The sequence below is a fragment of the Streptomyces sp. NPDC047014 genome (genome assembly GCF_040644195.1).
Taxonomy (GTDB): domain Bacteria; phylum Actinomycetota; class Actinomycetes; order Streptomycetales; family Streptomycetaceae; genus Streptomyces.
This window is the reverse complement of the sequence record NZ_JBEYVX010000034.1, coordinates 42,633-65,904: the sequence shown is the minus strand read 5'-3', so window position 1 is coordinate 65,904 and position 23,272 is coordinate 42,633. Positions and strand designations below refer to the sequence as shown.

Annotated in this window: 25 protein-coding genes; 15 read left to right on the top strand and 10 right to left on the bottom strand. The window is 72.7% G+C overall.

What is annotated here, in order from left to right:
- Positions 1–100: 100 nt before the first annotated feature.
- The 4 genes from alr (at position 101) to ABZ873_RS19800 (ending at position 3,330) form a co-directional block, all read left to right on the top strand.
- Positions 101–1,237 carry an alanine racemase gene (alr, locus tag ABZ873_RS19815; RefSeq protein WP_360873397.1) on the top strand — a complete coding sequence of 379 codons (1,137 nt, stop codon included), beginning with the start codon at positions 101–103 and terminating at the stop codon, positions 1,235–1,237.
- A 19-nt stretch (positions 1,238–1,256) separates the two neighbouring features.
- Positions 1,257–2,441, top strand: coding sequence for an alpha/beta hydrolase (locus ABZ873_RS19810; protein ID WP_360873394.1), 1,185 nt, complete (start codon positions 1,257–1,259; stop codon positions 2,439–2,441).
- A gap of 79 nt (positions 2,442–2,520) precedes the next feature.
- Entirely contained in the window at positions 2,521–2,994 is a 474-nt protein-coding gene (gene tsaE, locus ABZ873_RS19805) for a tRNA (adenosine(37)-N6)-threonylcarbamoyltransferase complex ATPase subunit type 1 TsaE (protein WP_360873406.1), read from the top strand.
- 138 nt (positions 2,995–3,132) lie between these two features.
- Positions 3,133–3,330 carry a hypothetical protein gene (locus ABZ873_RS19800; RefSeq protein WP_360873391.1) on the top strand — a complete coding sequence of 66 codons (198 nt, stop codon included), beginning with the start codon at positions 3,133–3,135 and terminating at the stop codon, positions 3,328–3,330.
- A gap of 86 nt (positions 3,331–3,416) precedes the next feature.
- Here the strand turns inward: ABZ873_RS19800 and ABZ873_RS19795 are convergent, their stop codons facing one another.
- On the bottom strand, positions 3,417–3,974 hold the full coding sequence (locus ABZ873_RS19795; protein WP_360873388.1) for a hypothetical protein: 558 nt from the start codon (positions 3,972–3,974) through the stop codon (positions 3,417–3,419).
- A 119-nt stretch (positions 3,975–4,093) separates the two neighbouring features.
- Between ABZ873_RS19795 and tsaB the strand changes: the two genes are divergently transcribed.
- The 4 genes from tsaB to ABZ873_RS19775 are packed head-to-tail and all read left to right on the top strand — an operon-like array spanning position 4,094 to position 6,681.
- Positions 4,094–4,756 (top strand): tRNA (adenosine(37)-N6)-threonylcarbamoyltransferase complex dimerization subunit type 1 TsaB, encoded by a 663-nt coding sequence (tsaB, locus tag ABZ873_RS19790; RefSeq protein ID WP_360873385.1) that lies wholly within the window; start codon positions 4,094–4,096, stop codon positions 4,754–4,756.
- A gap of 20 nt (positions 4,757–4,776) precedes the next feature.
- The gene (gene rimI, locus ABZ873_RS19785) at positions 4,777–5,256 is read left to right on the top strand and encodes a ribosomal protein S18-alanine N-acetyltransferase (protein WP_360873403.1); all 480 of its coding nucleotides are present in this window, start codon (positions 4,777–4,779) and stop codon (positions 5,254–5,256) included.
- Positions 5,249–6,394, top strand: a complete 1,146-nt coding sequence (tsaD, locus tag ABZ873_RS19780; protein WP_360873382.1) for a tRNA (adenosine(37)-N6)-threonylcarbamoyltransferase complex transferase subunit TsaD — start codon at positions 5,249–5,251, stop codon at positions 6,392–6,394. Before rimI ends, tsaD begins: the two co-directional genes overlap by 8 nt.
- Entirely contained in the window at positions 6,391–6,681 is a 291-nt protein-coding gene (locus tag ABZ873_RS19775; RefSeq protein WP_360873379.1) for a hypothetical protein, read from the top strand. Before tsaD ends, ABZ873_RS19775 begins: the two co-directional genes overlap by 4 nt.
- Before the next feature lie 21 nt (positions 6,682–6,702).
- On the opposite strand, the gene ABZ873_RS19770 is transcribed toward ABZ873_RS19775, so the two are convergent.
- Positions 6,703–7,893 carry a methyltransferase domain-containing protein gene (locus ABZ873_RS19770; RefSeq protein ID WP_360873377.1) on the bottom strand — a complete coding sequence of 397 codons (1,191 nt, stop codon included), beginning with the start codon at positions 7,891–7,893 and terminating at the stop codon, positions 6,703–6,705.
- A gap of 197 nt (positions 7,894–8,090) precedes the next feature.
- On the opposite strand from ABZ873_RS19770, the gene ABZ873_RS19765 reads away from it, so the two are divergent.
- Entirely contained in the window at positions 8,091–8,975 is an 885-nt protein-coding gene (locus ABZ873_RS19765; RefSeq protein ID WP_360873374.1) for a polysaccharide deacetylase family protein, read from the top strand.
- Positions 8,976–9,232: 257 nt separating this feature from the next.
- Positions 9,233–9,889, top strand: coding sequence for a polysaccharide deacetylase family protein (locus ABZ873_RS19760; RefSeq protein ID WP_360873371.1), 657 nt, complete (start codon positions 9,233–9,235; stop codon positions 9,887–9,889).
- A 46-nt stretch (positions 9,890–9,935) separates the two neighbouring features.
- Here the strand turns inward: ABZ873_RS19760 and ABZ873_RS19755 are convergent, their stop codons facing one another.
- From ABZ873_RS19755 to ABZ873_RS19740, 4 genes are all read right to left on the bottom strand, one after another.
- Positions 9,936–12,101: a tetratricopeptide repeat protein gene (locus ABZ873_RS19755; RefSeq protein WP_360873368.1), complete on the bottom strand. Its 2,166-nt coding sequence runs from the start codon at positions 12,099–12,101 to the stop codon at positions 9,936–9,938.
- A gap of 86 nt (positions 12,102–12,187) precedes the next feature.
- Positions 12,188–12,796 carry a DUF6879 family protein gene (locus ABZ873_RS19750; RefSeq protein WP_360873365.1) on the bottom strand — a complete coding sequence of 203 codons (609 nt, stop codon included), beginning with the start codon at positions 12,794–12,796 and terminating at the stop codon, positions 12,188–12,190.
- Entirely contained in the window at positions 12,789–13,058 is a 270-nt protein-coding gene (locus tag ABZ873_RS19745) for a hypothetical protein (RefSeq protein WP_360873362.1), read from the bottom strand. Before ABZ873_RS19745 ends, ABZ873_RS19750 begins: the two co-directional genes overlap by 8 nt.
- A 51-nt stretch (positions 13,059–13,109) precedes the next feature.
- On the bottom strand, positions 13,110–14,522 hold the full coding sequence (locus ABZ873_RS19740) for an FtsW/RodA/SpoVE family cell cycle protein (protein ID WP_360873360.1): 1,413 nt from the start codon (positions 14,520–14,522) through the stop codon (positions 13,110–13,112).
- Positions 14,523–15,301: 779 nt separating this feature from the next.
- Here ABZ873_RS19740 and groES point away from each other — a divergent pair.
- Positions 15,302–15,610, top strand: a complete 309-nt coding sequence (groES, locus tag ABZ873_RS19735; RefSeq protein WP_030011064.1) for a co-chaperone GroES — start codon at positions 15,302–15,304, stop codon at positions 15,608–15,610.
- Between the two features lie 111 nt (positions 15,611–15,721).
- Complete coding sequence (groL, locus tag ABZ873_RS19730) at positions 15,722–17,350, top strand: chaperonin GroEL (RefSeq protein WP_360873357.1); 1,629 nt, start codon at positions 15,722–15,724, stop codon at positions 17,348–17,350.
- Between the two features lie 68 nt (positions 17,351–17,418).
- Here groL and ABZ873_RS19725 read toward each other — a convergent pair whose 3' ends face one another.
- From ABZ873_RS19725 to ABZ873_RS19715, 3 genes are all read right to left on the bottom strand, one after another.
- A complete protein-coding gene (locus ABZ873_RS19725; RefSeq protein WP_360873355.1) occupies positions 17,419–18,129 on the bottom strand; it encodes an ester cyclase in 711 nt (236 codons plus the stop codon).
- Positions 18,130–18,217: 88 nt separating this feature from the next.
- On the bottom strand, positions 18,218–18,991 hold the full coding sequence (locus tag ABZ873_RS19720; RefSeq protein WP_360873352.1) for an SDR family oxidoreductase: 774 nt from the start codon (positions 18,989–18,991) through the stop codon (positions 18,218–18,220).
- Positions 18,992–19,022: 31 nt separating this feature from the next.
- Positions 19,023–19,709: an MOSC domain-containing protein gene (locus tag ABZ873_RS19715; protein ID WP_360873400.1), complete on the bottom strand. Its 687-nt coding sequence runs from the start codon at positions 19,707–19,709 to the stop codon at positions 19,023–19,025.
- A gap of 90 nt (positions 19,710–19,799) precedes the next feature.
- Between ABZ873_RS19715 and ABZ873_RS19710 the strand changes: the two genes are divergently transcribed.
- Positions 19,800–20,732, top strand: a complete 933-nt coding sequence (locus ABZ873_RS19710; protein WP_360873349.1) for a LysR family transcriptional regulator — start codon at positions 19,800–19,802, stop codon at positions 20,730–20,732.
- 183 nt (positions 20,733–20,915) lie between these two features.
- On the opposite strand, the gene ABZ873_RS19705 is transcribed toward ABZ873_RS19710, so the two are convergent.
- On the bottom strand, positions 20,916–21,242 hold the full coding sequence (locus ABZ873_RS19705) for a WhiB family transcriptional regulator (protein ID WP_360873347.1): 327 nt from the start codon (positions 21,240–21,242) through the stop codon (positions 20,916–20,918).
- 389 nt (positions 21,243–21,631) lie between these two features.
- Here ABZ873_RS19705 and ABZ873_RS19700 point away from each other — a divergent pair, with 389 nt between their 5' ends.
- Together ABZ873_RS19700 and ABZ873_RS19695 are read left to right on the top strand one after the other, a co-directional pair.
- Positions 21,632–22,243: a response regulator transcription factor gene (locus ABZ873_RS19700; RefSeq protein WP_003948568.1), complete on the top strand. Its 612-nt coding sequence runs from the start codon at positions 21,632–21,634 to the stop codon at positions 22,241–22,243.
- 357 nt (positions 22,244–22,600) lie between these two features.
- Complete coding sequence (locus tag ABZ873_RS19695; RefSeq protein ID WP_360873344.1) at positions 22,601–23,230, top strand: sigma-70 family RNA polymerase sigma factor; 630 nt, start codon at positions 22,601–22,603, stop codon at positions 23,228–23,230.
- Positions 23,231–23,272 lie beyond the last annotated feature (42 nt).

Here is a 23,272-nt window from a genome sequence, read left to right as displayed (position 1 = left end):
GCGCAGCGGCCCCCCGCCACCGCCCCCGGCACGCACCCCGCCCGCCCCCGCCACGCCGCCCGCACCACCCCCCGACGGGGATTCTGAGAGACTGTCCGCGATGAACGAGACAGTGACGCGCGTGTACGCCGAGATCGATCTTGACGCCGTACGGGAGAACGTGCGCGCACTGCGCGAGCGGGCCCCCCGCTCCCAGCTCATGGCCGTGGTCAAGGCCAACGCCTACGGCCACGGCGCCGTCGAGTGCGCCCGCGCCGCCCAGCAGGCCGGCGCCACCTGGCTCGGCACCGCCACCCCCGACGAGGCCCTCGCCCTGCGCGCGGCCGGCGTCGAGGGCCGGATCATGTGCTGGCTGTGGACCCCCGGCGGCCCCTGGCGACAGGCCGTCGAGGCCGACCTGGACGTCTCCGTGAGCGGGATGTGGGCCCTCGACGAGGTCCGCGAGGCCGCCCGCGCGGCCGGCCGCACCGCCCGCGTCCAGCTCAAGGCCGACACCGGCCTCGGCCGCAACGGCTGCCAGCCCGCCGACTGGGAGGACCTGGTCGGCGCGGCCGTCGCCGCGCAGGCCGAGGGGACCGTCCAGGTCACCGGCATCTGGTCGCACTTCGCCTGCGCCGACGAGCCCGGCCACCCCTCCATCCGGCTCCAGCTCGACGCCTTCCGCGAGATGCTGGCCCACGCCGAGAAGGAGGGGATCGACCCCGAGGTCCGGCACATGGCCAACTCGCCCGCCACCCTCACCCTCCCCGAGTCCCACTTCGACCTCGTCCGCCCCGGCCTCGCCGTCTACGGGGTCTCCCCGGCGCCCGAGCTCGGCACCCCGGCCCAGCTGGGCCTGCGCCCCGCGATGACCCTCAAGGCGTCCCTCGCCCTGGTCAAGACGGTGCCCGCCGGGCACGGGGTGAGCTACGGCCACCACTACGTCACCGGCGCCGAGACCACCCTCGCGCTGGTCCCCGCGGGCTACGCCGACGGCATCCCGCGCCACGCCTCGGGCCGCGGGCCCGTCCTCGTCGGCGGCAGGATCCGCCAGGTCGCGGGCCGCGTCGCCATGGACCAGTTCGTGGTCGACCTGGAGGGCGACGAGGCCCGGGCCGGGGACGAGGCCGTGCTCTTCGGGGACGCCGAGCGCGGTGAACCCACCGCCGAGGACTGGGCACAGGCCGCGCAGACCATCGCGTATGAGATCGTCACCCGTATCGGTGGACGCGTACCCCGGGTGTACCTGGGGGGCTGAACGCAGAGAGGGCGGCGGCGTGAGCGAGAACTGGCGCAGGGCCGGCTGGGCCGGCGCCGCGATCGGCGTGATAGCCGCGGGCGCGGCCGCCGGGGTCGCGGTCGAGCGGATCACCGTCGGCCGGGGCGTGCGCCGCAAGGCGCGCGTGGCCCTCGACGCCGCGGGCGACTACGGCTCCCTGCGCGGCACCGAGGGCAGCTGCCTGGCCGAGGACGGCACCGAGCTCTACTACGAGGTCGACGAGCTCCCCGAGGACAGCCGGAAGCGCCGGCCGCGCCGCAAGGCCGCCGAGCGCGCCACCGTCGTCTTCTGCCACGGCTACTGCCTCGGCCAGGACTCCTGGCACTTCCAGCGGCTCGCCCTGCGCGGCGTGGTCCGCGCCCTGTACTGGGACCAGCGCAGCCACGGCCGCAGCGCCCGCGGCGTGGCCCAGGCCGACGGCGAGCCGCTGAGTATGGAACAGCTCGGCCGGGACCTCAAGACCGTCATCGACGCCGCCGCCCCCGAGGGCCCGCTGATCCTCGTGGGTCACTCGATGGGCGGTATGACCGTCATGGGATTCGCCGAGCAGTACCCGGAGCTGGTCCGGGACCGCGTCGTCGGCGTGGCCCTGGTCGGCACCTCCAGCGGCCGCCTCGGCGAGGTGACGTACGGGCTGCCCGCGGTCGGCATGGGCGCCGTGCGGCGGATCCTGCCGGGGGTGCTCAGGGCGCTCGGCTCGCAGGTGGAGCTGGTGGAGCGGGGCCGCCGGGCCACCGCCGACCTCTTCGCCGGGATGATCAAGATGTACTCCTTCGGCTCCCGGGACGTGGATCCGGGCGTCGCGCGCTTCGCGGAACGGCTCATCGAGGCCACCCCGATCGACGTGGTCGCGGAGTTCTACCCGGCCTTCCAGATCCACGACAAGACCGCGGCCCTCCAGCGGTTCACCGACATCCCCGTGACCGTCATCGCCGGGGACAAGGACATGATCACCCCGGCCGCGCACAGCCTCGCCATCAAGGAGGCCCTGCCGGGCGCCGAGCTGGTGGTCCTGGAGTCCACCGGGCACCTGATGATGCTGGAGCGCCCGGAGACGGTGACGCGGCTGCTCACCGAGCTGCTGGCCCGCACCGGCGCGGTGCCCGTCCCGGCAGGGACTACCGTTGGGACGCATGGAAGAAGCACCGCTCGAAGCGCAGCGCAGCCAGGCACCGGCACCTGAGACCGGCGGATCCGCGGCCGCCCCGCGGACCCCGGAGACGGCCGTCGAGGCGCGGATCACCGTCGGTTCCCCGCAGGCCATGCAGGACCTCGGCCGCAGGATCGCCGGTCTGCTGCGCCCCGGCGACCTCGTCCTGCTCACCGGTGAGCTGGGCGCCGGCAAGACCACGCTGACCCGCGGGCTGGGCGAAGGGCTCGGGGTGCGCGGGGCCGTCACCTCCCCGACCTTCGTGATCGCCCGCGTGCACCCCTCGCTGACCGGCGGTCCGGCGCTGGTGCACGTGGACGCGTACCGGCTGGGCGGCGGTCTGGACGAGATGGAGGACCTGGACCTCGATGTCTCGCTGCCCGAGTCCGTGGTGGTCGTGGAGTGGGGCGACGGCAAGGTCGAGGAGCTGTCCGACGACCGGCTGCACGTGGTGATCGCCCGCGCCGTCGGCCACGAGGAGGTCCTGGACGACGTACGCGAGGTCTCGGTGCGCGGTGTCGGGGCGCGATGGACCGCCGGAGCCGGAGCCGGGGCGTCCGCGCTGGCGGGGGCGCTCGCGGAGTAGGCGCACCGGCGGACACGCCGGAACGTACCGACAACTCGTCGGCAAGATATTGCGCTGGTGGCGCGGCTCGTGGTCACATGGTACCGAGAGTTTCTTAGGTATACCTAAGTTCGGTGTCCCCGGGTCCAGGAGGCAGCCATGTCGGCACCAGCAGGAGCACAGCGCGAACCCCGCCCGTCCGCCGTCTCCATGCGCGCGCTGCTGGCCGCGGGGCGGGCCGCGGCCGCCGTCTCCACCCCGCCCGCGCGCGAGCGGGTACGGGGAGACGTACGGGGCGAGGGCGAGGCGGGGGAGCGCGTACGCGAACAGGCCGCTCCGGAATCCGAAGCGGCCTGAGTACTCACTCGTACGGGTGAAAGCGGTCGGGGCGCCGGTCCCGCCCGGGTCCGGGCGGTCCCCCGACGCGGTCCGGCCGGTCCCCGTCAGGGGATGACGACCACCTTCGAGTTGATCGTGGCGAAGGCCCACATGGCGTCGCCGTCGGCGCGCGACATCCGGATGCCGCCGGTCTTCTTCGTCGCGTCGGGCTCCGGGGTCGCGCCGTCCACACGGGCGCTGAACCCGACCGCCACCCCGTCCGCCGTGGCGAACCGCACCACGTGCTCGATCGGCACGCCGTCCGAGCCGGTCACCGAGCCCGAACGCGAACCGACGACATAGGTGCCCGGCTTGGGGTGCACCGTGCTCGGCACCACCGCGAAGGTCTTCGGCGGCTGCCCCGGGTCGCCCACCAGCCACGCCCGCTTCTGCCCCACCGAGTACACGACGCGCACCCCGGTCCCGGAGCCCTCCGGCACCGGCACCGGCTTCGACGGGTCCACCTTGCCCGCGGCCTGGCTCGCCACCGGGGCCGGCTCGGGGGCGGCGGCCTTCGGGGGGACGGCGGGGGCCGAGGCGGAAGCCTGGTAGCCGAGGAAGGCGATGGCGGCCAGTGCCGCGGCGGTGAGCCCGGCCACGATTCCCGAGCTGCTGCGTGCCACCTTGCTCCACCTCTCCGCGCTGACGTGATCCCTGGTGATCCCTCGGTCGAAAGGTAGCAGCCGGCCCGCTCCAGGACCGGGCGCGAGGGGCCCGGCCGCGGGAGTCGTAGGCTGTTCGCGTGCTCTTGCTCGCTGTAGATACCGCCACGCCCGCCGTCACCGTCGCCCTGCACGACGGCGAGTCCGTCCTCGCCGAGTCCAGCCAGGTCGACGCCCGCCGCCACGGGGAGCTGCTGCTGCCGTCCGTGGACCGGATCCTCGCGGAGGCCGGCCTCGCGCTCGACGCCGTCACCGGCATCGTCGTCGGCGTCGGCCCCGGCCCCTACACCGGGCTGCGCGTGGGGCTCGTCACCGCCTCCACCTTCGCCAGCGTGCTCGGCGTGCCCGTGCACGGCCTGTGCACCCTGGACGGCCTCGCGCACGCCGCGGGCGCCGCCGGCATCGAGGGCCCCTTCACCGTGGCCACCGACGCCCGGCGCAAGGAGGTCTACTGGGCGCGCTACGAGGACCCCCGCACGCGCGTCGGAGAGCCCGCCGTGGACCGCCCGGCCGACATCGCCGAGCGGGTCGCCGGACTGCCCGCCGTCGGCCAGGGGGCGCGCCTGTACCCCGAGGTCTTCCCCGACGCCCGCGAGCCCGAGCACCAGTCCGCCGCCGCGCTGGCCTCCCTGGCCGCCGAACGACTGGCGGCCGGTGCGGAGTTCCTGCCTCCGACCCCGCTCTACCTGCGCCGCCCCGACGCGCAGGTGCCCAAGAACTACAAGGTGGTCACCCCGCAGTGACGGACCACAGGCTCCGCGAGATGCGCTGGTGGGACATCGCACCCGTGCTGGAGCTGGAACACGACCTGTTCCCCGAGGACGCCTGGTCCGCGGGCATGTTCTGGTCCGAGCTGGCCCACTCCCGCGGCCCGCACGCCACCCGCCACTACGTGGTCGCCGAGGACGGCGGGGGCCGCCTGGTGGGCTACGCCGGGCTGGCCGCCGCCGGGGACCTGGCCGACGTACAGACCATCGCGGCGGCCCGCGACCAGTGGGGGACCGGGCTCGGCGCCCGGCTCCTGACCGACCTGCTGCGCGCCGCCACCGCGTTCGAGTGCGCCGAGGTGCTGCTGGAGGTGCGCGTGGACAACACCCGCGCCCAGAAGCTCTACGAGCGCTTCGGCTTCGAGCCCATCGGCTTCCGCCGCGGCTACTACCAGCCGGGCAACGTGGACGCCCTCGTCATGCGACTGACCGACCCCGCACACGTACGAACTGAGAGCAGTGAGAGCAATGGCTGACGAACCGCTCGTCCTCGGCATCGAGACGTCCTGCGACGAGACCGGCGTCGGCGTCGTCCGCGGCACCACCCTGCTCGCGGACGCCATCGCGTCGAGCGTCGACGAGCACGCGCGCTTCGGCGGCGTCGTGCCCGAGGTGGCCTCGCGGGCCCACCTGGAGGCGATGGTCCCCACCATCGAGCGCGCCCTCAAGGAGGCCGGGGTCAGCGCCCGCGACCTCGACGGCATCGCGGTCACCGCCGGCCCCGGCCTCGCCGGCGCCCTCCTGGTGGGCACCTCGGCCGCCAAGGCGTACGCCTACGCGCTGGGCAAGCCCCTCTACGGCGTCAACCACCTGGCCTCGCACATCTGCGTCGACCAGCTGGAGCACGGGCCGCTGCCCGAGCCGACCATGGCGCTGCTGGTCTCCGGCGGGCACTCCTCGCTGCTCCTCGCGCCCGACATCACCTCCGACGTACGGCCGCTCGGCGCGACCATCGACGACGCCGCGGGCGAGGCGTTCGACAAGATCGCGCGCGTGCTCCAGCTGGGCTTCCCCGGCGGTCCGGTCATCGACCGGCTCGCGAAGGAGGGCGACCCGAAGGCGATCAACTTCCCGCGCGGTCTGACGGGCTCGCGCGACCCCGCGTACGACTTCTCCTTCTCCGGGCTCAAGACGGCCGTGGCCCGCTGGATCGAGGCCAAGCGGAACGCGGGCGAGGAGGTGCCGGTGCGCGATGTGGCCGCGTCCTTCCAGGAGGCCGTGGTGGACGTCCTGACGCGCAAGGCGATCCGCGCGTGCAAGGACGAGGGCGTGGACCACCTGATGATCGGCGGCGGTGTGGCGGCCAACTCCCGGCTGCGCTCGCTGGCGCAGGAGCGCTGCGACGCCGCGGGGATCACCCTGCGCGTGCCGCGGCCCAAGCTGTGCACGGACAACGGCGCGATGGTCGCGGCGCTGGGCGCGGAGATGGTCAAGCGGAACCGGCCGCCGTCGGACTGGGACCTGTCGGCGGACTCCTCGCTGCCGGTGACGGACCCGCATGTGCCGGGTACGTCGCACACGCACGGGCACTCGCACGGGCACGGGCACGGCCACTCGCACGGTCATGACCACGACCACGTGCACGAGCTGAGCAAGGACAACCTCTACTCGTGAGCACCGTCGCGCTGATGTGGGAGGCCCGGGCCGCCGACGGCCGGGGCAACGAGCTGCTGGAATGGGCCCGCTCGCGGGTCCTCGCCCGCGACCCGGTGCGCCGCGAGGTGTTCCGGGCCCCGCAGGACCGGGTCCTCGTCATCACCTGGTGGGAGACCGCCGAGGGCGTGTCGGCGGACCTGCCCGAACTGCCGGAGCCGGCCGCCGACCTCATCACCCGGGCGGTGCACCGCTGGCGCTTCGAATCGGTGGAGGTCGAGGGCTCCGAGGGCTCCGCGGGCGCCTGACGGGGGCTACCGCTGCCGGGGCTACCGCTGCCGGGGCGCGGCGGGCGCGGGCGCGCCGATCAGCATCGAGGGGGCGCCCGCCACCCGGGTGAGGAAGACCGTCGCCGCGTTCGGCCCCTGCGGCTTGACCTTCTTGCGCAGCTCCTCCGGCTCGATCGCCGAACCGCGCTTCTTCACCGTCAGCACCCCCACCTCGCGCTCGCGCAGCAGCGCCTTGAGCTTCTTGAGGCCGAAGGGCAGCACGTCGGTGATCTCGTACGCCGTCGCGTACGGGGTCGCGCGCAGCTCGTCCGCGGTGATGTAGGCGATGGTCGGGTCGATGAGCCGGCCGTCCAGCTCCGCCGCCACCTCGGCGACCAGGTGGGCGCGGATGACCGCGCCGTCGGGCTCGTACAGCCAGCGGCCCACCGGACCGGCCTCCGGGTCGGGCAGCGGGGCGGCCGTACGCAGTTCCCGCGGCCCGGGGAGCAGCGTGGCGCGCACGTTCCCGGGGGCGGTGCCGAACCACAGCACGGCCTCCTTGACGTCTCCCTGGTCGGAGATCCACTCGGCCTCGGCCTCCGCGGGCACCGCCTCGTGCGGGATGCCGGGGGCGATCTTGATGGCCGCGTACCGTGCCGTGCGGGCGGCCCCCACCGCCCAGGACAGCGGCGGCGAGTAGGACTCGGGGTCGAAGATCCGGCCGCGGCCGCCGCGCCGGGCCGGGTCGATGAACACGGCGTCGTACCCGGAGGTGTCCACCTCGGTGACGTCCGCCTCGCGCACCTCGATCAGTTCCGCCAGCCCCAGCGCCTCGGCGTTGGCCCGCGCCACGGCGGCGGTGAGGGGGTCGCGGTCCACCGCGAGGACCCGGATGCCGAGCCGGGCCAGGGCGATGGCGTCGCCGCCGATGCCGCAGCACAGGTCCGCGACGCCGCGTACGCCGAGGTCCGCGAGCCGCCGTGCCCGGTAGGAGGCCACGGAGGCGCGGGTGGCCATCTCGCCGCCGCCGGGGGTGAAGTACATCCGGAAGGCGTCCTCCGCGCCGAACTTCGCCACCGCGCGCTGGCGCAGCCGGGCCTGCCCGAGCGCCGCGGAGACCAGGGCGGCGGGGTGCTCGCGGCGCAGCCGGGTGGCCACGGCCAGTTCCTGGGCCGGGTCGTGCTCGCGGAGCGTGTCGAGGAGGGCGCGGCCCTCGGGGGTGAGGAGGGCGGCGAAGTCTTCGGGGGTCACGGCTCCATTGTCGGCGACACCGCGGGCGGCGCGGGGTGTGGGCCGGTCGGAGGAACGTCGCGGGCCGGTGCGCGGTGGCTGCCGGGAACGCCGCGTGCCGGGTGCCAGGATGCGCTGCTATGCAGCTAGTCCGACAAAAGGGAAATAAGTCGCAACAGGGTCACCGGCTCGCGGCAGGTCCGCGCGGCCGGTTCGGGGTGGCCGTGGCCGCCCTTCTGGTGGCCGCTCTCGGTACGGCCTGCGGCTCGGGGCAGTCGGGGGCCCCGGACCAGGCGGAGAAGGCCAAGGCGGCGGCCGAGAAGGCGAAGGCGGCGGGCGCCGCGGGAGCGCTCAGCGCCGCCGACAAGGCCAAGGCGCTGCAGCAGGCGCGCGTGGTGGCGGCGAAGAAGTGGGGTCTGCGCAAGACGCCGCTGGCCGCGCCGCCGGGGCCCAAGGAGAAGCCGGAGATCGGCACACGGGACGGCTTCGAGGTCTACGACCACGTGGAGGACGGGCTTCCGCCGGTCTTCACCACGGTGCCGACCGAGGACAAGGTCGTCTTCCTGACCATCGACGACGGCTCGGAGAAGGACCCCGAGTTCCTGAAGATGATGCAGGAGCTGAAGATCCCGTACACGGCCTTCCTCAGCGACTACCTGGTGCGGGACAACTACCCGTACTTCAAGCAGATGCAGGCCGCCGGCGTCACGCTGAACAACCACACCATCAACCACCGCTACATGCCCGGCCTCTCCTACGAGCAGCAGCGCGAGGAGATCTGCGGCCAGCAGGACACCATCCAGAAGCGGTTCGGCAAGCGCCCGACCCTCTTCCGGCCGCCGTACGGCAACTACAACCAGGACACCCTGCGCGCGGCCAAGTCCTGCGGCATCAAGGCGGTCCCGCTCTGGAACGCGGAGGCGTTCACGAACCGGATGGACTACCGCGAATGGGACCGCGATCTGCACCCCGGTGACATCATCCTCACGCACTTCCGGGGCAAGGAGGACTGGAAGGGCACGATGCCTGACATGATCCGTCAGGTGATGAAGACCGTCACGGACAAGGGATACGCCGTGGCCCGTCTGGAGGACTACTTGTGAGGTACGCGCGCCGGTTGGTAGCCGGAACGCTGGCGGCCGGCGCGCTCGCGCTGTCCCTGACGGGGTGCGGGGACAGCGTGGACCCCACCGAACGAATGGGTCGCACGACGCAGGAACCACAGGGCGCGGGCGGCGCGACGCCGTCGGCGCCCGCGTCCGGATCGGCATCCGGACCCGCATCCGGATCCGCGTCCGCGTCCGCTTCGCCGACCGGCCCGTCCGAGGACGCGTACCGCAAGTGGGGCCTGACGGCCCCCGTGCAGTACGCGCCCAGGCCCGCCCAGAAGCCGCAGTTCCCGCAGGCGGGGCCGGGCAAGGTGCCGGTGATCGACCGAATACCCGTGCCCGCCGGGGAGAAGGTGGTCTTCCTGACCTTCGACGACGGCGCGGAGAAGGACCCCGAGTTCCTGAAGATGGCGGCCGACCTCAAGCTGCCGATCAGCATGTTCCTGACGGACAACGTGGCCTCCTCGGACTACGGCCACTTCGAGAAACTGCGCGACAACGGCTCGGGAAGCACGGTCAACAACCACACGCTGACCCACCCGAACCTGCGCACCCTGTCCTACGCGGCCCAGAAGAAGGAGATCTGCGGCCAGCAGGACAAGCTGGAGAAACGATTCGGCCAGCGCCCGGCGTACTTCCGCCCGCCCTTCGGCAACTACAACGACGACACCCTCCGCGCGGCCTCGGAGTGCGGTGTCCGGTCGCTGCTCCTGTGGCGGGTGTCGATGCAGATCAACAACTTCCAGTACGCCCAGGGCTCCGCCCTCCAGCCCGGCGACATCATCCTGGCCCACTTCCGCGGCCCGTCCGAACTCAAGGGCACCACGGAAACCCAGATGACGACCCGCATGCTCCAACGCATCCAGGACCAGGGCTACAGGATCGCCCGCCTGGAGGACTACCTGTAACTCCGCCGCGGGCAGGGGCGCCGGGCGGCCCGGCCGCCGCCCGCCGTCAGGCCCCGTCGCGCTCGGCCCGCCGCTCCGCCAGCCGTTCCAGCGACCAGGCGGTCCACGGGTGCGCGGGCCCCAGCACCCGTGTCCGCGCCTCGGCCACCCGCTCGGCCTGGGCCACCGCCTCCTCCCGCAGTCCCAGCTCGCCGAGGACCCGGCTCAGGAGCGAGCGCGCGGCCAGGGTCTTGGGGTGGTCCGGCCCGTGCGTGTGCGCGAAGGCGTCGACCGCGCCGCGCAGGAGGGGCAGGGCCTGGCGCTGCCGGCCACTGGTGGTCAGGACGAAGGCGTAATTGAGCTCGGCCGCCAGCGTGATGGGGTGCGTGGGGCCGACCACCCGGCGGCAGTCCTCCAGCAGCCCGGGGCCGGTGGCAGGGGCCAGCTCCGAGGCGTCCGTGAACTCCAGCAGGTAGGTCCGCGCGACGAGCGTCGACGGATGGTCCGCGCCCAGCGCGGCGGTCCTCCCCTCGACGGTCCGGCGCAGCAGGGCCAGCGCCTCCTCCTTCCGGTCGAATCCCCAGAAGAGCACCGGCGACAGGCCCAGACAGCTCTCCAGTGTCTCGACGGCATCCGGGCCGAACGCCGCGGTGCACGCTTCGAGGGCACCGCGGTGCTCCGCCTCGGCCTCCTCGTACCGTCCGAGCCGGTAGAGGGCCCGCCCGGCCCGCTGGCGGATCGCGATCAGCGCGGGGTGGTCCGCCGCTAGTACGAGCGACCCGCGTGCGATCGCGTCCTGTGCGACCGACAGCGCGGACGCGTAGTCGCCCGACCGGTGCAGCCCCACGACCAGCCGCAGCGCGCAGTCCCACGCGCCCGCCACGGCCGCCGGGCCCGTACCGGGCCACCACTGGCCCGTCCGGCGCAGCAGCGCCCGGAGGTGCGGCGCGAGCGGAGCGAGCGGCGGGTCCTCGGGCGACCACGGCCGCGTGACATCGGGCAGCACCGCGCCGAGCAGATCGGCGGCCGCGGCGGCCAAGGGGCCGCGGAGACCTTCCGGCGTGCCCCGCGCGACGCTGTCGAGCAGCACCCCGTGGGTACGCACACAGCGGGGCGGGCCCGGTACGAGGCGGGTGAGCGAATGGTCGATCAGCCCGCGCAGCGCCGTCTCCACCCGGGCCCGGGGCACCACCGCGCCGATGCCCGCACCGGCCAGCAGATGCAGCGGGAGCGGGTCGTGGGACCAGCAGGCGAGCAACTGGATCAAGGTCGTGGCCTCGGGCAGTCCGAGGGCGCGCAGCGCGTCGAGGGACAGTTCCCAGGTGCTGCTGACGAGGTGCCGCGAGTCGTGGCCGCCGCCGTACCCGGCCCCCTGGTCCAGGAGGTCGATGGCGTCCACCTCGCTGCCCCGGTCGAGGGCCCGGCCGTACTCCGCCATGCTCCAGGGGTCGATCACCTGATGTGCCAGGTAGCCGCCGGCGAGGGTGAGCGCCAGCGGCAGCCGGCCGAGCCTGTCGGCGACCGCGGCCGCCTCCTCCGGCGTACCGCTCGCCGGAGCCAGATCGCACAGCACCTGCGCCGCGTCCTCCCGCGGCAGCACCCCCACGTGGTGCAGCTCGGCGCCGGGCCACCAGCGGGCGGCGACCTGCCGGGTGGTGACCACGGTGGTACCGCGCGGACTCGTACGCAGCCAGCTGCCGTCGCGCAGGATGGACGGGTCGTCGGCGTTGTCGATCACCAGCAGCCACGGCTGCTCGGACCGGTCCAGCCGGTCCCACACCAGGTCCGCGGCGGCCCGCAGCCCGGTGCGGGCGGCGGTCAGCTCGCCCTCGCCCGCACCGCGGTCCGCGGCGACGGCGAGCATTCCCGCCCGGAGGGAGGCCAGGTCGGAGGCGTTGACCCACAGCCCGACGCGGGCCCCGCCGGAGGTCGCCGAACGGAAGATCTCGGAGGCGACGGCGGTCTTGCCGCAGCCGCCCAGTCCGTACAGCACGTAGACCTGGTGCGCCCCGCCCTCCTCCAGGGCGGTCCGCAGGCGTGTCATCAGCTCCACCCGGTCGCGCAGGACCATCGGCGAGCGCCCTGTCGACGGCCTGCGCACGGAGGCCGGGGCGTTCCAAGGCGCGGCGGTCCAGGCGTCACCGTGGTGGTGGTGCTCGGTGATGTGCTGGTCCCCACGGGCCTGGAAGACCCGGCCGTGGCCCTCGGCCCGGCCCTCGGTGCCCCCGCTCATCGCTCGGCCGCGTCGGCCGTCACGAGCGCGGTCGGCTCCGGAACCATGGCGCACACTCCTCACGCCGCCGCACACGGGCCGGCGGATCAGTGGACGGTAGGGGGATCCAGCGGGGCGATCTCGCGCTTGAAGAACTCCGAGAACTCCTCACCCTTGCGGTACAGGTGCTCGAACTCGGCGATCGTCGTCCCGATCTGCCCGGGGTCGACGAACCGGCGGGCACCGGCCCCTTTCAGCTCCTCGTCGTAGATCACGGAGTACATCACCGAGCTCCCGAGGACGACGACCTCGGGCAGCGGGCCGTCGCTCTCCAGATCGGCGATCGCCCGGGCGTCCAGTACGCGGATCTCCTCGCCCAGCTCCGACCGGAGCCGGAAGGAGTTCATCTCCCACTGGAGGTACGGGGTCACGGGGAACTCGACGATCCGCAGCCGCCGGAAGGCCAGACCGCGCCGGGCCGCGTCCTGGAAGTACGCGGCCACGGAATCCCGCTCGGCCTCGATCAGCCGCAGCGCGCCCGCCCAGTCCCCGGAGGCGAAGGCGTCCCAGCTCGGCGAGCCCTGCTCCTTGAACGTCTGGCCGCGTTCGATCTTCGCGAGGAGGCGGATGTCGCTCCCGTAGACCCGGCCGAAGTCGTCCAGGTAGTCCCGCCTCTGCAGGACCTCGCCGGCGCCGTCGCGGAAGCACTCAAACATGGGGGATGTCCTTCTTCGCCGCGATGAGCATGCTGCGGGGGATGACCACGAGGCGTTCGTCCCGGCCGATCGAGACCCCCTCCGGCAGCCGGGTGCCGAGGGAGGCGGTGAGATCGCGGCCGACCACGGCGATGTCGCCGTTCTCCAGCTCCCAGATGTCCGGGCACTCGGGTCCGCTGTTGGTCGCGCCCAGTTCGAGTGCCGACTTGCCCAGACGCCGCTTGAAGTTCGTTGCCGGGTCCGCTTCCCATGGCCTGCTCATGATGCCGCCCCCTCTGCTGCACAGCCACGCCAACGTAACGGTGATCGGTCATCAAGTGCTGTGCATCATAAGGGGTTTGCTCTGAACGGGTGAAGGGTGCGGCCCGCTGTCGGCGATGTCCGCCTCGCGTTGGCGTTCGGCGTTGTCGCTGATGCGGAGGAGGAGGGCGATCATGAGCCAGTTGGCCAGGAGGGACGAGCCGCCCTTGGCCAGGAAGGGCAGGGCCTTGCCCGTCAGGGGGATCAGGCCCGTCACGCCGCCGGCGACCACGAAGACCTGGAGGGCCAGGGCCGAGGCCAGGCCCACCGCCAGGAGTTTGCCGAAGGGGTCGCGGGCGCCGAGGGCCATGCGGAGCCCCCGCTGGACGAGGAGGGCGTACAGGAGCAGGACGGCCATGACGCCGGCCAGGCCCAGTTCCTCGCCCACCGTGGTGAGGATGAAGTCGCTGCGGCCGGCGAACTTGATCAGCTCGGGGTGTCCCTGGCCGAGGCCGGTCCCCGAGATGCCGCCCGTGCCGAAGCTGAACAGTGCCTGCGCCGACTGGTCCGAGGTGACGCCCGGGGGAGGGGTGTCCCAGTAGACGGAGAGCGGGTTCAGCCAGGCCGCCACGCGTGCCTTGACGTGCGGTTCCGTCGAGCCGACGACGAAGGCGCCCGCCGCGGCCATGAGTACGCCGCAGACGATCCAGCTGGTGCGCTCGGTGGCGACGTACAGCATCACCACGAAGACACCGAAGAAGATGAGCGAGGTGCCGAGGTCGCGCTCGAAGACCAGGACCAGCATCGAGAGGATCCACACCGTGACGATGGGCCCGAGCTGGCGCATCGGGGGCAGGCGGACGCCGAGGAACTTGCGGCCGGTCAGGGCGAGGGAGTCGCGGTGGACGACCAGGTAGCCGGCGAAGAAGATCGCGATCATGATCTTCACGAACTCGCCGGGCTGGACCGAGAAACCGAAGAGGATGATCCACCGCTTGGCGCCGTACGTGTCCGCGCCGAAGAACGCCGGCGCGATCAGCAGCACCAGCGCGACGGCCATCGTGATGTAGATGAACCGCTGGAGCAGCCGGTGGTCGCGCAGCAGCCCAAGCACCGCGATGCACGCGGCGACGCCGACCACCGTCCAGAGGAGCTGGCCGGGGGCGTTGGCGTCGGAGTTCCACCGCTCGATGTAGCCCTGGTCGAGCCGGTGGATCAGTACGAGTCCCAGGCCGGTCAGCAGCATGGCGAGCGGCAGGATCAGCGGATCCGCGTAGGCCGCGAAGCGGCGGACGCCGAGGTGGGCGACGAGGGACAGCAGGGTCATGCTGATGGCGAAGCCGGCGAGGTCGGGCGGGAGGGCGCCGTTCATGGCGAGGCCGGCGGCGGCGTGCCCGAAGACGGCGATGCCGACGACGAAGGCGAGCAGCAGCCCCTCGGTCCGGCGGCGGACGCCGGCCGTCGTGAGCGGTTTCAGGCCGCGCACGGTGCGGGGCCCTCGCCGGGCGGGGTGGCGGGGGTGGGTCCGGTCCTTGGTCCGATCTGATCCGCATTCGGGCGCTTTATCTTCATATCTTCTACGACGGTGTCGGCCGGCCGATGGTTCCTCCCGTTTGCGTATGGCCGGATGTGTACGGGTCGGGGGGCGGTGCCGGGGTGGGGTATCTCCTCGGCTCGCGCGTGCGGCGGGGTTCGTCCTGTACCAGGTGGTTGCGCGCTCGTCCTGCGGGGACACCCCACCCCGTCCCCACCCCCCTCGGCGGAATCCCCGCAAGGCCCAAGGGGGTTCAGGGCCGGGGTGTCGGAGCCGGGGCGGTGGGGTGGGGACACGCAGGAGGGTCCCCGCAGGACGAGCGCGCAACCCAGGCCGCACAGGGCGACCTAGGCCGCAGGCGCGAGCCGAGGAGACACTCCGGAGGGGCCCCGCCCCACCCCGCACGCGGGCACCCGCGCCCCGGAACCCCCGCACTGCCGAGCCCGCCCGCAGGGCACCCGCGCCCCGGAACCCCGCACCGCCGAGCCCGCCCGCAGGGCGCCCGGAGCCCCGTCCGCCGGGCAACCCCGCAGGGGCCCCGCAACGCGCCCGCGGCCAGAATTGGCACTCCGCTTGACCGAGTGCTAATCGCCGGAATAGTCTCGCACCTGGCACTCACCCCCGGTGAGTGCCAACACAGCGACAGGCAGGTCCGGCACCCGCGACGACGGATCGACCTGGTCGCCACCTCAGACAGTTAACCCCGGATCTCCGAAGGGGGAGGTCGGACAGTGACGACCGCCAGCTCCAAGGTTGCCATCAAGCCGCTTGAGGACCGCATTGTGGTCCAGCCGCTCGACGCCGAGCAGACCACGGCCTCCGGCCTGGTCATCCCGGACACCGCGAAGGAGAAGCCCCAGGAGGGCGTCGTCCTCGCGGTGGGCCCGGGTCGCTTCGAGGACGGCCAGCGTCTCCCGCTGGACGTCACCGTCGGCGACATCGTGCTGTACAGCAAGTACGGCGGCACCGAAGTGAAGTACAGCGGCGAGGAATACCTCGTCCTCTCGGCTCGCGACGTGCTCGCGATCGTCGAGAAGTAATTCGCCTCACCAGCACTGCTTTGAGCTGCGCCCCTGGTCACCCCGCTGATTGCCGGGCGGCGAGGGGCGCAGCACGTTAAACCGAGTTTTCGAGAGGGCTGAACCGCTCCCATGGCGAAGATCCTGAAGTTCGACGAGGACGCCCGTCGCGCCCTCGAGCGCGGCGTCAACAAGCTTGCCGACACGGTCAAGGTGACGATCGGTCCCAAGGGCCGCAACGTCGTCATCGACAAGAAGTTCGGCGCCCCCACCATCACCAACGACGGTGTCACCATCGCCCGCGAGGTCGAGCTGGACGACCCGTACGAGAACCTGGGCGCGCAGCTCGTGAAGGAGGTGGCGACCAAGACCAACGACATCGCGGGTGACGGCACCACCACCGCCACCGTGCTGGCCCAGGCGCTCGTCCGCGAGGGTCTGCGCAACGTCGCCGCGGGTGCCTCCCCGGCCGCCCTCAAGAAGGGCATCGACGCCGCGGTCAAGGCCGTGTCCGAGGACCTCCTCGCGACCGCCCGCCCGATCGAGGACAAGTCCGACATCGCCGCCGTCGCCGCGCTCTCCGCGCAGGACGCCCAGGTCGGCGAGCTCATCGCCGAGGCGATGGACAAGGTCGGCAAGGACGGTGTCATCACCGTCGAGGAGTCCAACACCTTCGGCCTGGAGCTGGAGTTCACCGAGGGCATGGCCTTCGACAAGGGCTACCTCTCGCCGTACATGGTCTCCGACCAGGAGCGTATGGAGGCCGTCCTCGACGACCCGTACATCCTGATCAACCAGGGCAAGATCGCCTCCATCCAGGACCTCCTGCCGCTGCTGGAGAAGGTCATCCAGGCGGGTGGCTCCAAGCCGCTGCTGATCATCGCCGAGGACGTCGAGGGCGAGGCGCTCTCCACCCTCGTCGTCAACAAGATCCGCGGCACCTTCAACGCGGTGGCCGTCAAGGCCCCCGGCTTCGGTGACCGCCGCAAGGCGATGCTCCAGGACATGGCCACCCTCACCGGTGCCACCGTCATCGCCGAGGAGGTCGGCCTCAAGCTCGACCAGGCCGGTCTGGACGTACTGGGCTCCGCCCGCCGCGTCACCATCTCCAAGGACGACACCACCATCGTCGACGGCGCGGGCAGCTCCGACGAGGTCCTCGGCCGCGTGAACCAGATCAAGGCCGAGATCGAGTCCACGGACTCGGACTGGGACCGCGAGAAGCTGCAGGAGCGCCTGGCGAAGCTCGCCGGCGGCGTCTGCGTCATCAAGGTCGGCGCCGCCACCGAGGTGGAGCTCAAGGAGAAGAAGCACCGTCTTGAGGATGCCATCTCCGCGACCCGCGCCGCGGTCGAGGAGGGCATCGTGTCCGGCGGTGGCTCCGCGCTCGTCCACGCCGTCAAGGTCCTGGAGGGCAACCTCGGCCTGAACGGCGACGAGGCCACCGGTGTCGCGGTCGTGCGCCGCGCCGCCGTCGAGCCGCTGCGCTGGATCGCCGAGAACGCCGGCCTCGAGGGCTACGTCATCACCTCGAAGGTCTCCGAGCTCGACAAGGGCCAGGGCTTCAACGCCGCCACCGGCGAGTACGGCGACCTGGTCAAGGCCGGCGTCATCGACCCGGTGAAGGTCACCCGCTCCGCGCTGGAGAACGCCGCCTCCATCGCCTCCCTGCTGCTCACGACCGAGACCCTGGTCGTCGAGAAGCCGGCGGAGGACGAGGGCGACGCCGGTCACGGCCACGGTCACGGCCACAGCCACTGATTGCACGCACCACGCCGGAAGGCCCCGCTCCGCACTCGCGGAGCGGGGCCTTCCGGCGTGTCGGCCCGTCAGCTCCCGTACGGGGGGCCGGATCCGCCCATCTGTCGTTGCAGGGCGGCCGGGTTGTAGTGCCACCAGCCCTCGACGATCTCGCCGCCCAGGCACCGGAACGTGGTGCTCCCGGACATCTCGTACGTCTTCCCGGTCGGCTCCATCCCCATGAACGGGCCCTTGTGGGTGCCGCGCCAGTTCCACACCGTCGTGACCATGTCCCCCTCGGCCACCCGGGCCACGGGCTCGAAGACCATGTCGAAGGCGGCCCGCCAGGTCTCCATGTCCGCCCGCGTGGCCTCGCGCCCGACGACGGTGGGCTCCTCCTTGCCGGCGTCGTGGTCGATGTAGTTCGCCGCGAAGCACGCGTCGAGCGCGCCCATGTCGCCCGCCTCGGCCATCTCCGTGAACACCCGTTCCGCGAGCTGCTTGTTGAGGTGCTCGTCGCGGACGACGTCGAGGTTCATGAAGCTCGGCATGCCCTCGCAGAGGGACACCATCTCCTGGAACATCCGGTCCGTCTCCGGGAGGCCGGAGTTCTTCATCGCCTCCTCGTACGACGGGAACTCCACCATGTCCACGTAGTGGTTCCGCGCCGCGCGGTCCTGGCCGATCATCGTGTGCGTGGCGGTGCGCCTGCCGCTGCTCTGCTCCGCCCAGCGGTCGATGAGCGCGTTCATCTCGTCGAACCGCGTCGTCTCGTAATCGATCACTTGTACGAATGTCATCGCGTCGCCTCCCGCAATGGATGGGACAGCACCATTTTAGGGAGATTTCACCCGATCGGTCGCTCCCGAGCAGCGGCCCGCCGCACGGCTACTGCGGGCCGTACTTCCGCCCCGTACGCGAGGACACCCCGCCCAGCAGCCCGCGCGGCGTCAGCTTCACCACGCCCATCAGCGCCTTGTACCGCGGGTCCGGCACCGACACCGTCTTCCCGCGCGCCAGATCGGCCAGGGCCGCGGCCACCAGCTTGTCGGCGTCCAGCCACATCCAGCCGGGGATGTTGTCCGTGCCCATGCCGGCCCGCTGGTGGAACTCCGTCCGTACGAAGCCGGGGCACAGCGCCATCAGCCGCACCCCGGAGCCCGCGAGGTCCCGCGCCGCGCCCTGGGTGAACTGCACGACCCACGCCTTGCTCGCCCCGTAGGTGCCGCGCGGTACGAAGGCGGCCACCGAGGCCACGTTGATCACACCGCCGCGGCCGCGCGAGCGCATCGACTCCGAGGCCGCCGAGGTCAGCCGGAGCACCGCCTCCACGTGCACCTTGAGCATGGTCAGCTCGTCGGCCATGGAGACTTCCAGGTAGCGGCCCTTGTTGCCGAAGCCCGCGTTGTTGACCAGCAGGTCGACCGGGTGCGTCCGGTCGCCGAGGCGGTGCTCGACCGCCGCGATGCCCTCCTCCGTGGAGAGGTCGGCGGCCAGCACCTCGGCCTCGATGCCGTGCCGGTCGTGCAGCTCGGTGGCCTGCTCGCCGAGCCGCTTGGTGTCGCGGGCCACCAGCACCAGGTTGTGCCCCTGGGCGGCGAGTTTGCGTGCGAAGGCGGCACCGATGCCCGCCGTGGATCCCGTAATCAGCGCAGTCGTCATAGGCGCAACCTAGCCGCCCCGTCCGACGGCGCTACCGCGCCCCGGCCCCGTCCCCGTACTTCTCCACGTACTGGCGCACCGTCTCGTGGGCCTCCGGCTCCATCGCGGAGCCCGCCGCCAGCGTCCGCGGCAGCAGCGCCCGTTCGGTGGTGAAGGCCCGGAACCAGAACTGCACCGTCACCTCGTGGTCCGGCCGGTGGACGATCTCGATCGGGTCGCCGGGGGAGACCGCGCCCTCCTGGATCACCCGCAGGTACGCCCCCGGGCGGGCCTCCCGGGTGAACCGCTTCACCCAGCCGGGCTCGCCCAGCACGCCCTGGAAGGTCCGGCACGGGATGCGCGCCGAGGCCACCTCCAGGACGAGGTCCGCGCCGACCCGCCAGCGGTCGCCGAGCCGCGCGGTGTTCAGGTCGATGCCGGAGGTGGTGAAGTTCTCGCCGAAGAGCCCGCCGGGCAGCTCCCGGCCCAGCTCGCGCTCCCACAGGTCCAGGTCCTCGCGGGCGTACGCGTACACGGCCTGGTGGTCGCCGCCGTGGTAGCGGCGGTTGCAGACGGCGTCCCCCTCCAGCCCGCTGCCCAGGCCCGCGGCCTTGGATCCCGGGGCGAAGACGCGGACCGGGCCGGGGACCGGGCGCTTGCCGATGCCCGTCACCCCGCCCTCGTAGTCGGTGTGGGCGTCCGGCTCGGCGCGGCCGACGTTCACGGAGATCAGATGCATGGGGGCCATGGACCCCACGCTAGCCGAGGCATCCCAAAGGGGGCACCGGGGTATTCGTGCCCGGCTGAAAGCGGGCCTTATGCTCGAAGGGTGATCGAGGCACGTCATCTCCGCGTCCTGCGCGCCGTCGCCGGGACCGGTTCCTTCTCCGCCGCCGCCCGCGAGCTCGGCTGCACCCAGCCCGCCGTCTCCCAGCAGATGAAGGCGCTGGAGCAGTCCGCCGGCACCCCGCTGCTCATCCGTACCGGCCGCGAGATGCGGCTGACCCAGGCGGGCGAGGCCCTGGTGCGGCACGCCGCCGGGATCCTGGCCGGGCTGACGGCGGCCGAGGAGGAGGTCGCCGCCATCGCCGGGCTGCGCGCGGGCCGGGTGCGCCTGGTCTCCTTCCCCAGCGGCAGTTCCACCCTGGTCCCCACCGCCCTCGCGGCGATGCGCGCCGAGCACCCGGGGACCCGTATCTCCCTGGTCGAGGCAGAGCCGCCGCGCTCGGTGGAGATGCTGCGCGAGGGCGACTGCGATGTGGCACTGGCCTTCCGCTACGGCGCCGACGGCGCGGACGGCGGCCCGGCGGCCTCCGGCGGCCCGGCCCCGGCCGCCGAGTGGGAGGACCTGGTGGTGCGCCCGCTGCTCACCGACCGGCTCGTCGGGCTGGTCCCGGAGGGGCACCGGCTGGCCGGCGCGGAGCGCGTGGGCATGGCCGAGCTGGCCGGCGAGCCGTGGATCGCCGGCTGCCCGCGCTGCCGCCGCCATCTGGTGGAGGTCTGCGAGGGCGCGGGATTCACCCCGCGGATCGACTTCGCCACCGACGACTACCCGGCGGTGGTCGGCCTGGTGGGCGCGGGGCTGGGCGTGGCGGTGCTGCCGGAGCTCGCGGTGGAGTCCGTACGCGCCAAGGGCGTGAGCACGGTCGCCGTGGAGCCGGCGGTCGAGCGGGAGGTCGTGGCGCTGACCCTGCCCGACCTGGCCCGGGTGCCGGCCGTCGCCGCGACCATCGCCCAGCTGGAGCGCGCGGCCGCGCGCTGACCCGTACGGACGGCCGCGCGCCGACGGTACGGACGGCCCCGCGCGGCCGTACGCACCGGGGAGGGTGCGTACGGCCGGACGGGTGAATCCGGGCCGGGGCGGCGACACGCCCGGGAGGGTGGCGGACGGAAGGGCGGGAGGAAACGTTCCTGCTCGATGGGGGGTTCGTCGGTCCGCCGGCACTCAGTCCGGGGTGACGCGACCGATCGCGCTCGACGCGGGGATGAGCCGGTGGCGGGCGCGGCCCATCAGCTCCTCGCGCTCGTCCTCGGTGAGGCCGCCCCACACCCCGTAGGGCTCACGGACGGCGAGTGCGTGCGCGGCGCATTCCGAGCGGACCGGGCAGCGCATGCAGACCTCTTTAGCCGAGGTCTCGCGCGCGCTCCTGGCCGCACCCCGCTCGCCTTCCGGGTGGAAGAAGAGCGAGCTGTCGACCCCTCGGCAGGCAGCGAGCAGCTGCCAGTCCCAGAGGTCGGCGTTGGGTCCGGGGAGGCGGGAGAAATCTGCCATGGGTAGTCCTCTTGGTGCCGGTACTGAGGCGGATACGGTCCATGTCTCCAAAGGTCTCCACACCTACTGTCCGAGTAGATGTAAATATGACTCATTGGGAATCTAGCCTCAGACACGTGCCAAACGGAAGGAAAGCCGCCAAATAGGGCATAGCTCCAGATGGAGGACAGGCGGCCCGCGCCTCCGCCGCCGTGATCGCTTCCTCACGTAGAGTGCCGAAGGTGTCCGTCCGACCCGTAACTCTTTCGAGTGACCATCGTTGAGAGTGCGAAGGCGGTTGAACTCAGAAGTTCTCGGACAGGTGTCCGGGGGCATCGACCGCACAGGTGACGATACGTACCAGCCTGGAGGCTCAAGGTGACGCGCATCAGCAGCTGCGGAGGGCGGTCATGACTTCCGTCCTCGTCTGCGACGACTCCCCGCTTGCCCGAGAGGCGCTCCGTCGCGCGGTTGCCACCGTGCCCGGCGTCGAGCGTGTGACGACGGCTGCCAACGGCGAGGAAGTCCTCCGCCGCTGGGGCGCCGACCGCTCCGACCTGATCCTGATGGATGTACGGATGCCCGGGCTCGGCGGTGTGGAGACGGTCCGCCGCCTCCTCTCGGCCGACCCCGGGGCCCGCATCATCATGCTCACGGTCGCCGAGGACCTGGACGGCGTGGCCCTCGCGGTCGCCGCCGGCGCCCGCGGCTACCTGCACAAGGACGCCTCGCGCGCCGAACTGCGGGCCACGGTCACCCAGGCCCTCGCCGACCCGACCTGGCGGCTGGCCCCGCGCCGGCTGCGCTCGGCGGAGATGGGCGCCGCGCCCACCCTCACCGCGCGCGAGATCCAGGTGCTGGAGGGCATGAGCCACGGCCGGTCCAACGCGGAGATCGGGCGCGAGCTCTTCCTCTCGGAGGACACGGTCAAGACGCACGCCCGCCGGCTGTTCAAGAAGCTCGGCGCCTCGGACCGCGCGCACGCCGTGGCGCTCGGCTTCCGCTGGGGTCTCGTCCGCTGACCCCGGCCGCGGCCGGGCCCGGCCCGGTCCGCCGTACACCGCGGATCGTCGGGAGCGGTCCCGTCCGCCATCGGTGGACGGGGCGCCCCGCCCCTCGTACCGGCTCCTGTCCGCGGGCCATCCCCGTCCCGCCGTACCCGGTGCGCACCCGGGGATTGGCGGGGCACAATCCGGGGGACGTCTCGCTTCGTGCGCGATGCCGCATCCTTGAGGGTGTGGAGTCTCTCGGGGACTATTCGGCCGAGCGGGGAGGGGAGGGCGCAGATGATGAGCTCCGGCGCACCCGCTCATAACGCTTCTGTGCACAACACGGGCCGCGGTGCCGCGGATGCTCCGGCGTCAAGGCACCATGGATTGATGCGCGACGACGAGGCCCTGGGGTCCCCCGCGGCCACAGGCCCCACCGGCGCCGCCGGAGGCGGCGGTACCGGGGGCGTCAGCGCGCTCGTCCGCCGGGCGGTGGAGGGCGACGAGCAGGCCACGCACGACCTGCTCGCCTTCGTGCACCCCCTCGCCATCCGCTACTGCCGCACCCGGCTGTCGCGGCTCCCGGGCGACGCCCGGCACTTCGTGGAGGACCTGGCGCAGGAGGTCTGCGTCGCCGTGCTGATGGCGCTCCCGCGCTACCGGGACACCGGCCGGCCCTTCGAGGCGTTCGTCTTCGCCATCGCCGCCCACAAGGTCGCGGACCTCCAGCGGGCCGCCATGCGGCACCCGGGCAGTACGGCCGTGCCCTCGGACGAGATGCCCGAGCGGCCGGACGACTCGCTGGGCCCGGAGGAGCGCGCGCTGCTCAGCAGCGACGCCGCCTGGGCCAAGAAGCTGCTGGCCAACCTCCCGGAGAACCAGCGCGAGCTGCTCGTCCTGCGGGTGGCCGTCGGGCTGACCGCGGAGGAGACCGGGCAGATGCTCGGCATGTCCCCGGGGGCCGTGCGGGTGGCCCAGCACCGGGCGCTCAGCCGGCTCCGCGCGCTCGCCGAGCAGTAGCCGGGCCGCGTGGCCGACGTAGGAAACTACGAATCTTCCGGT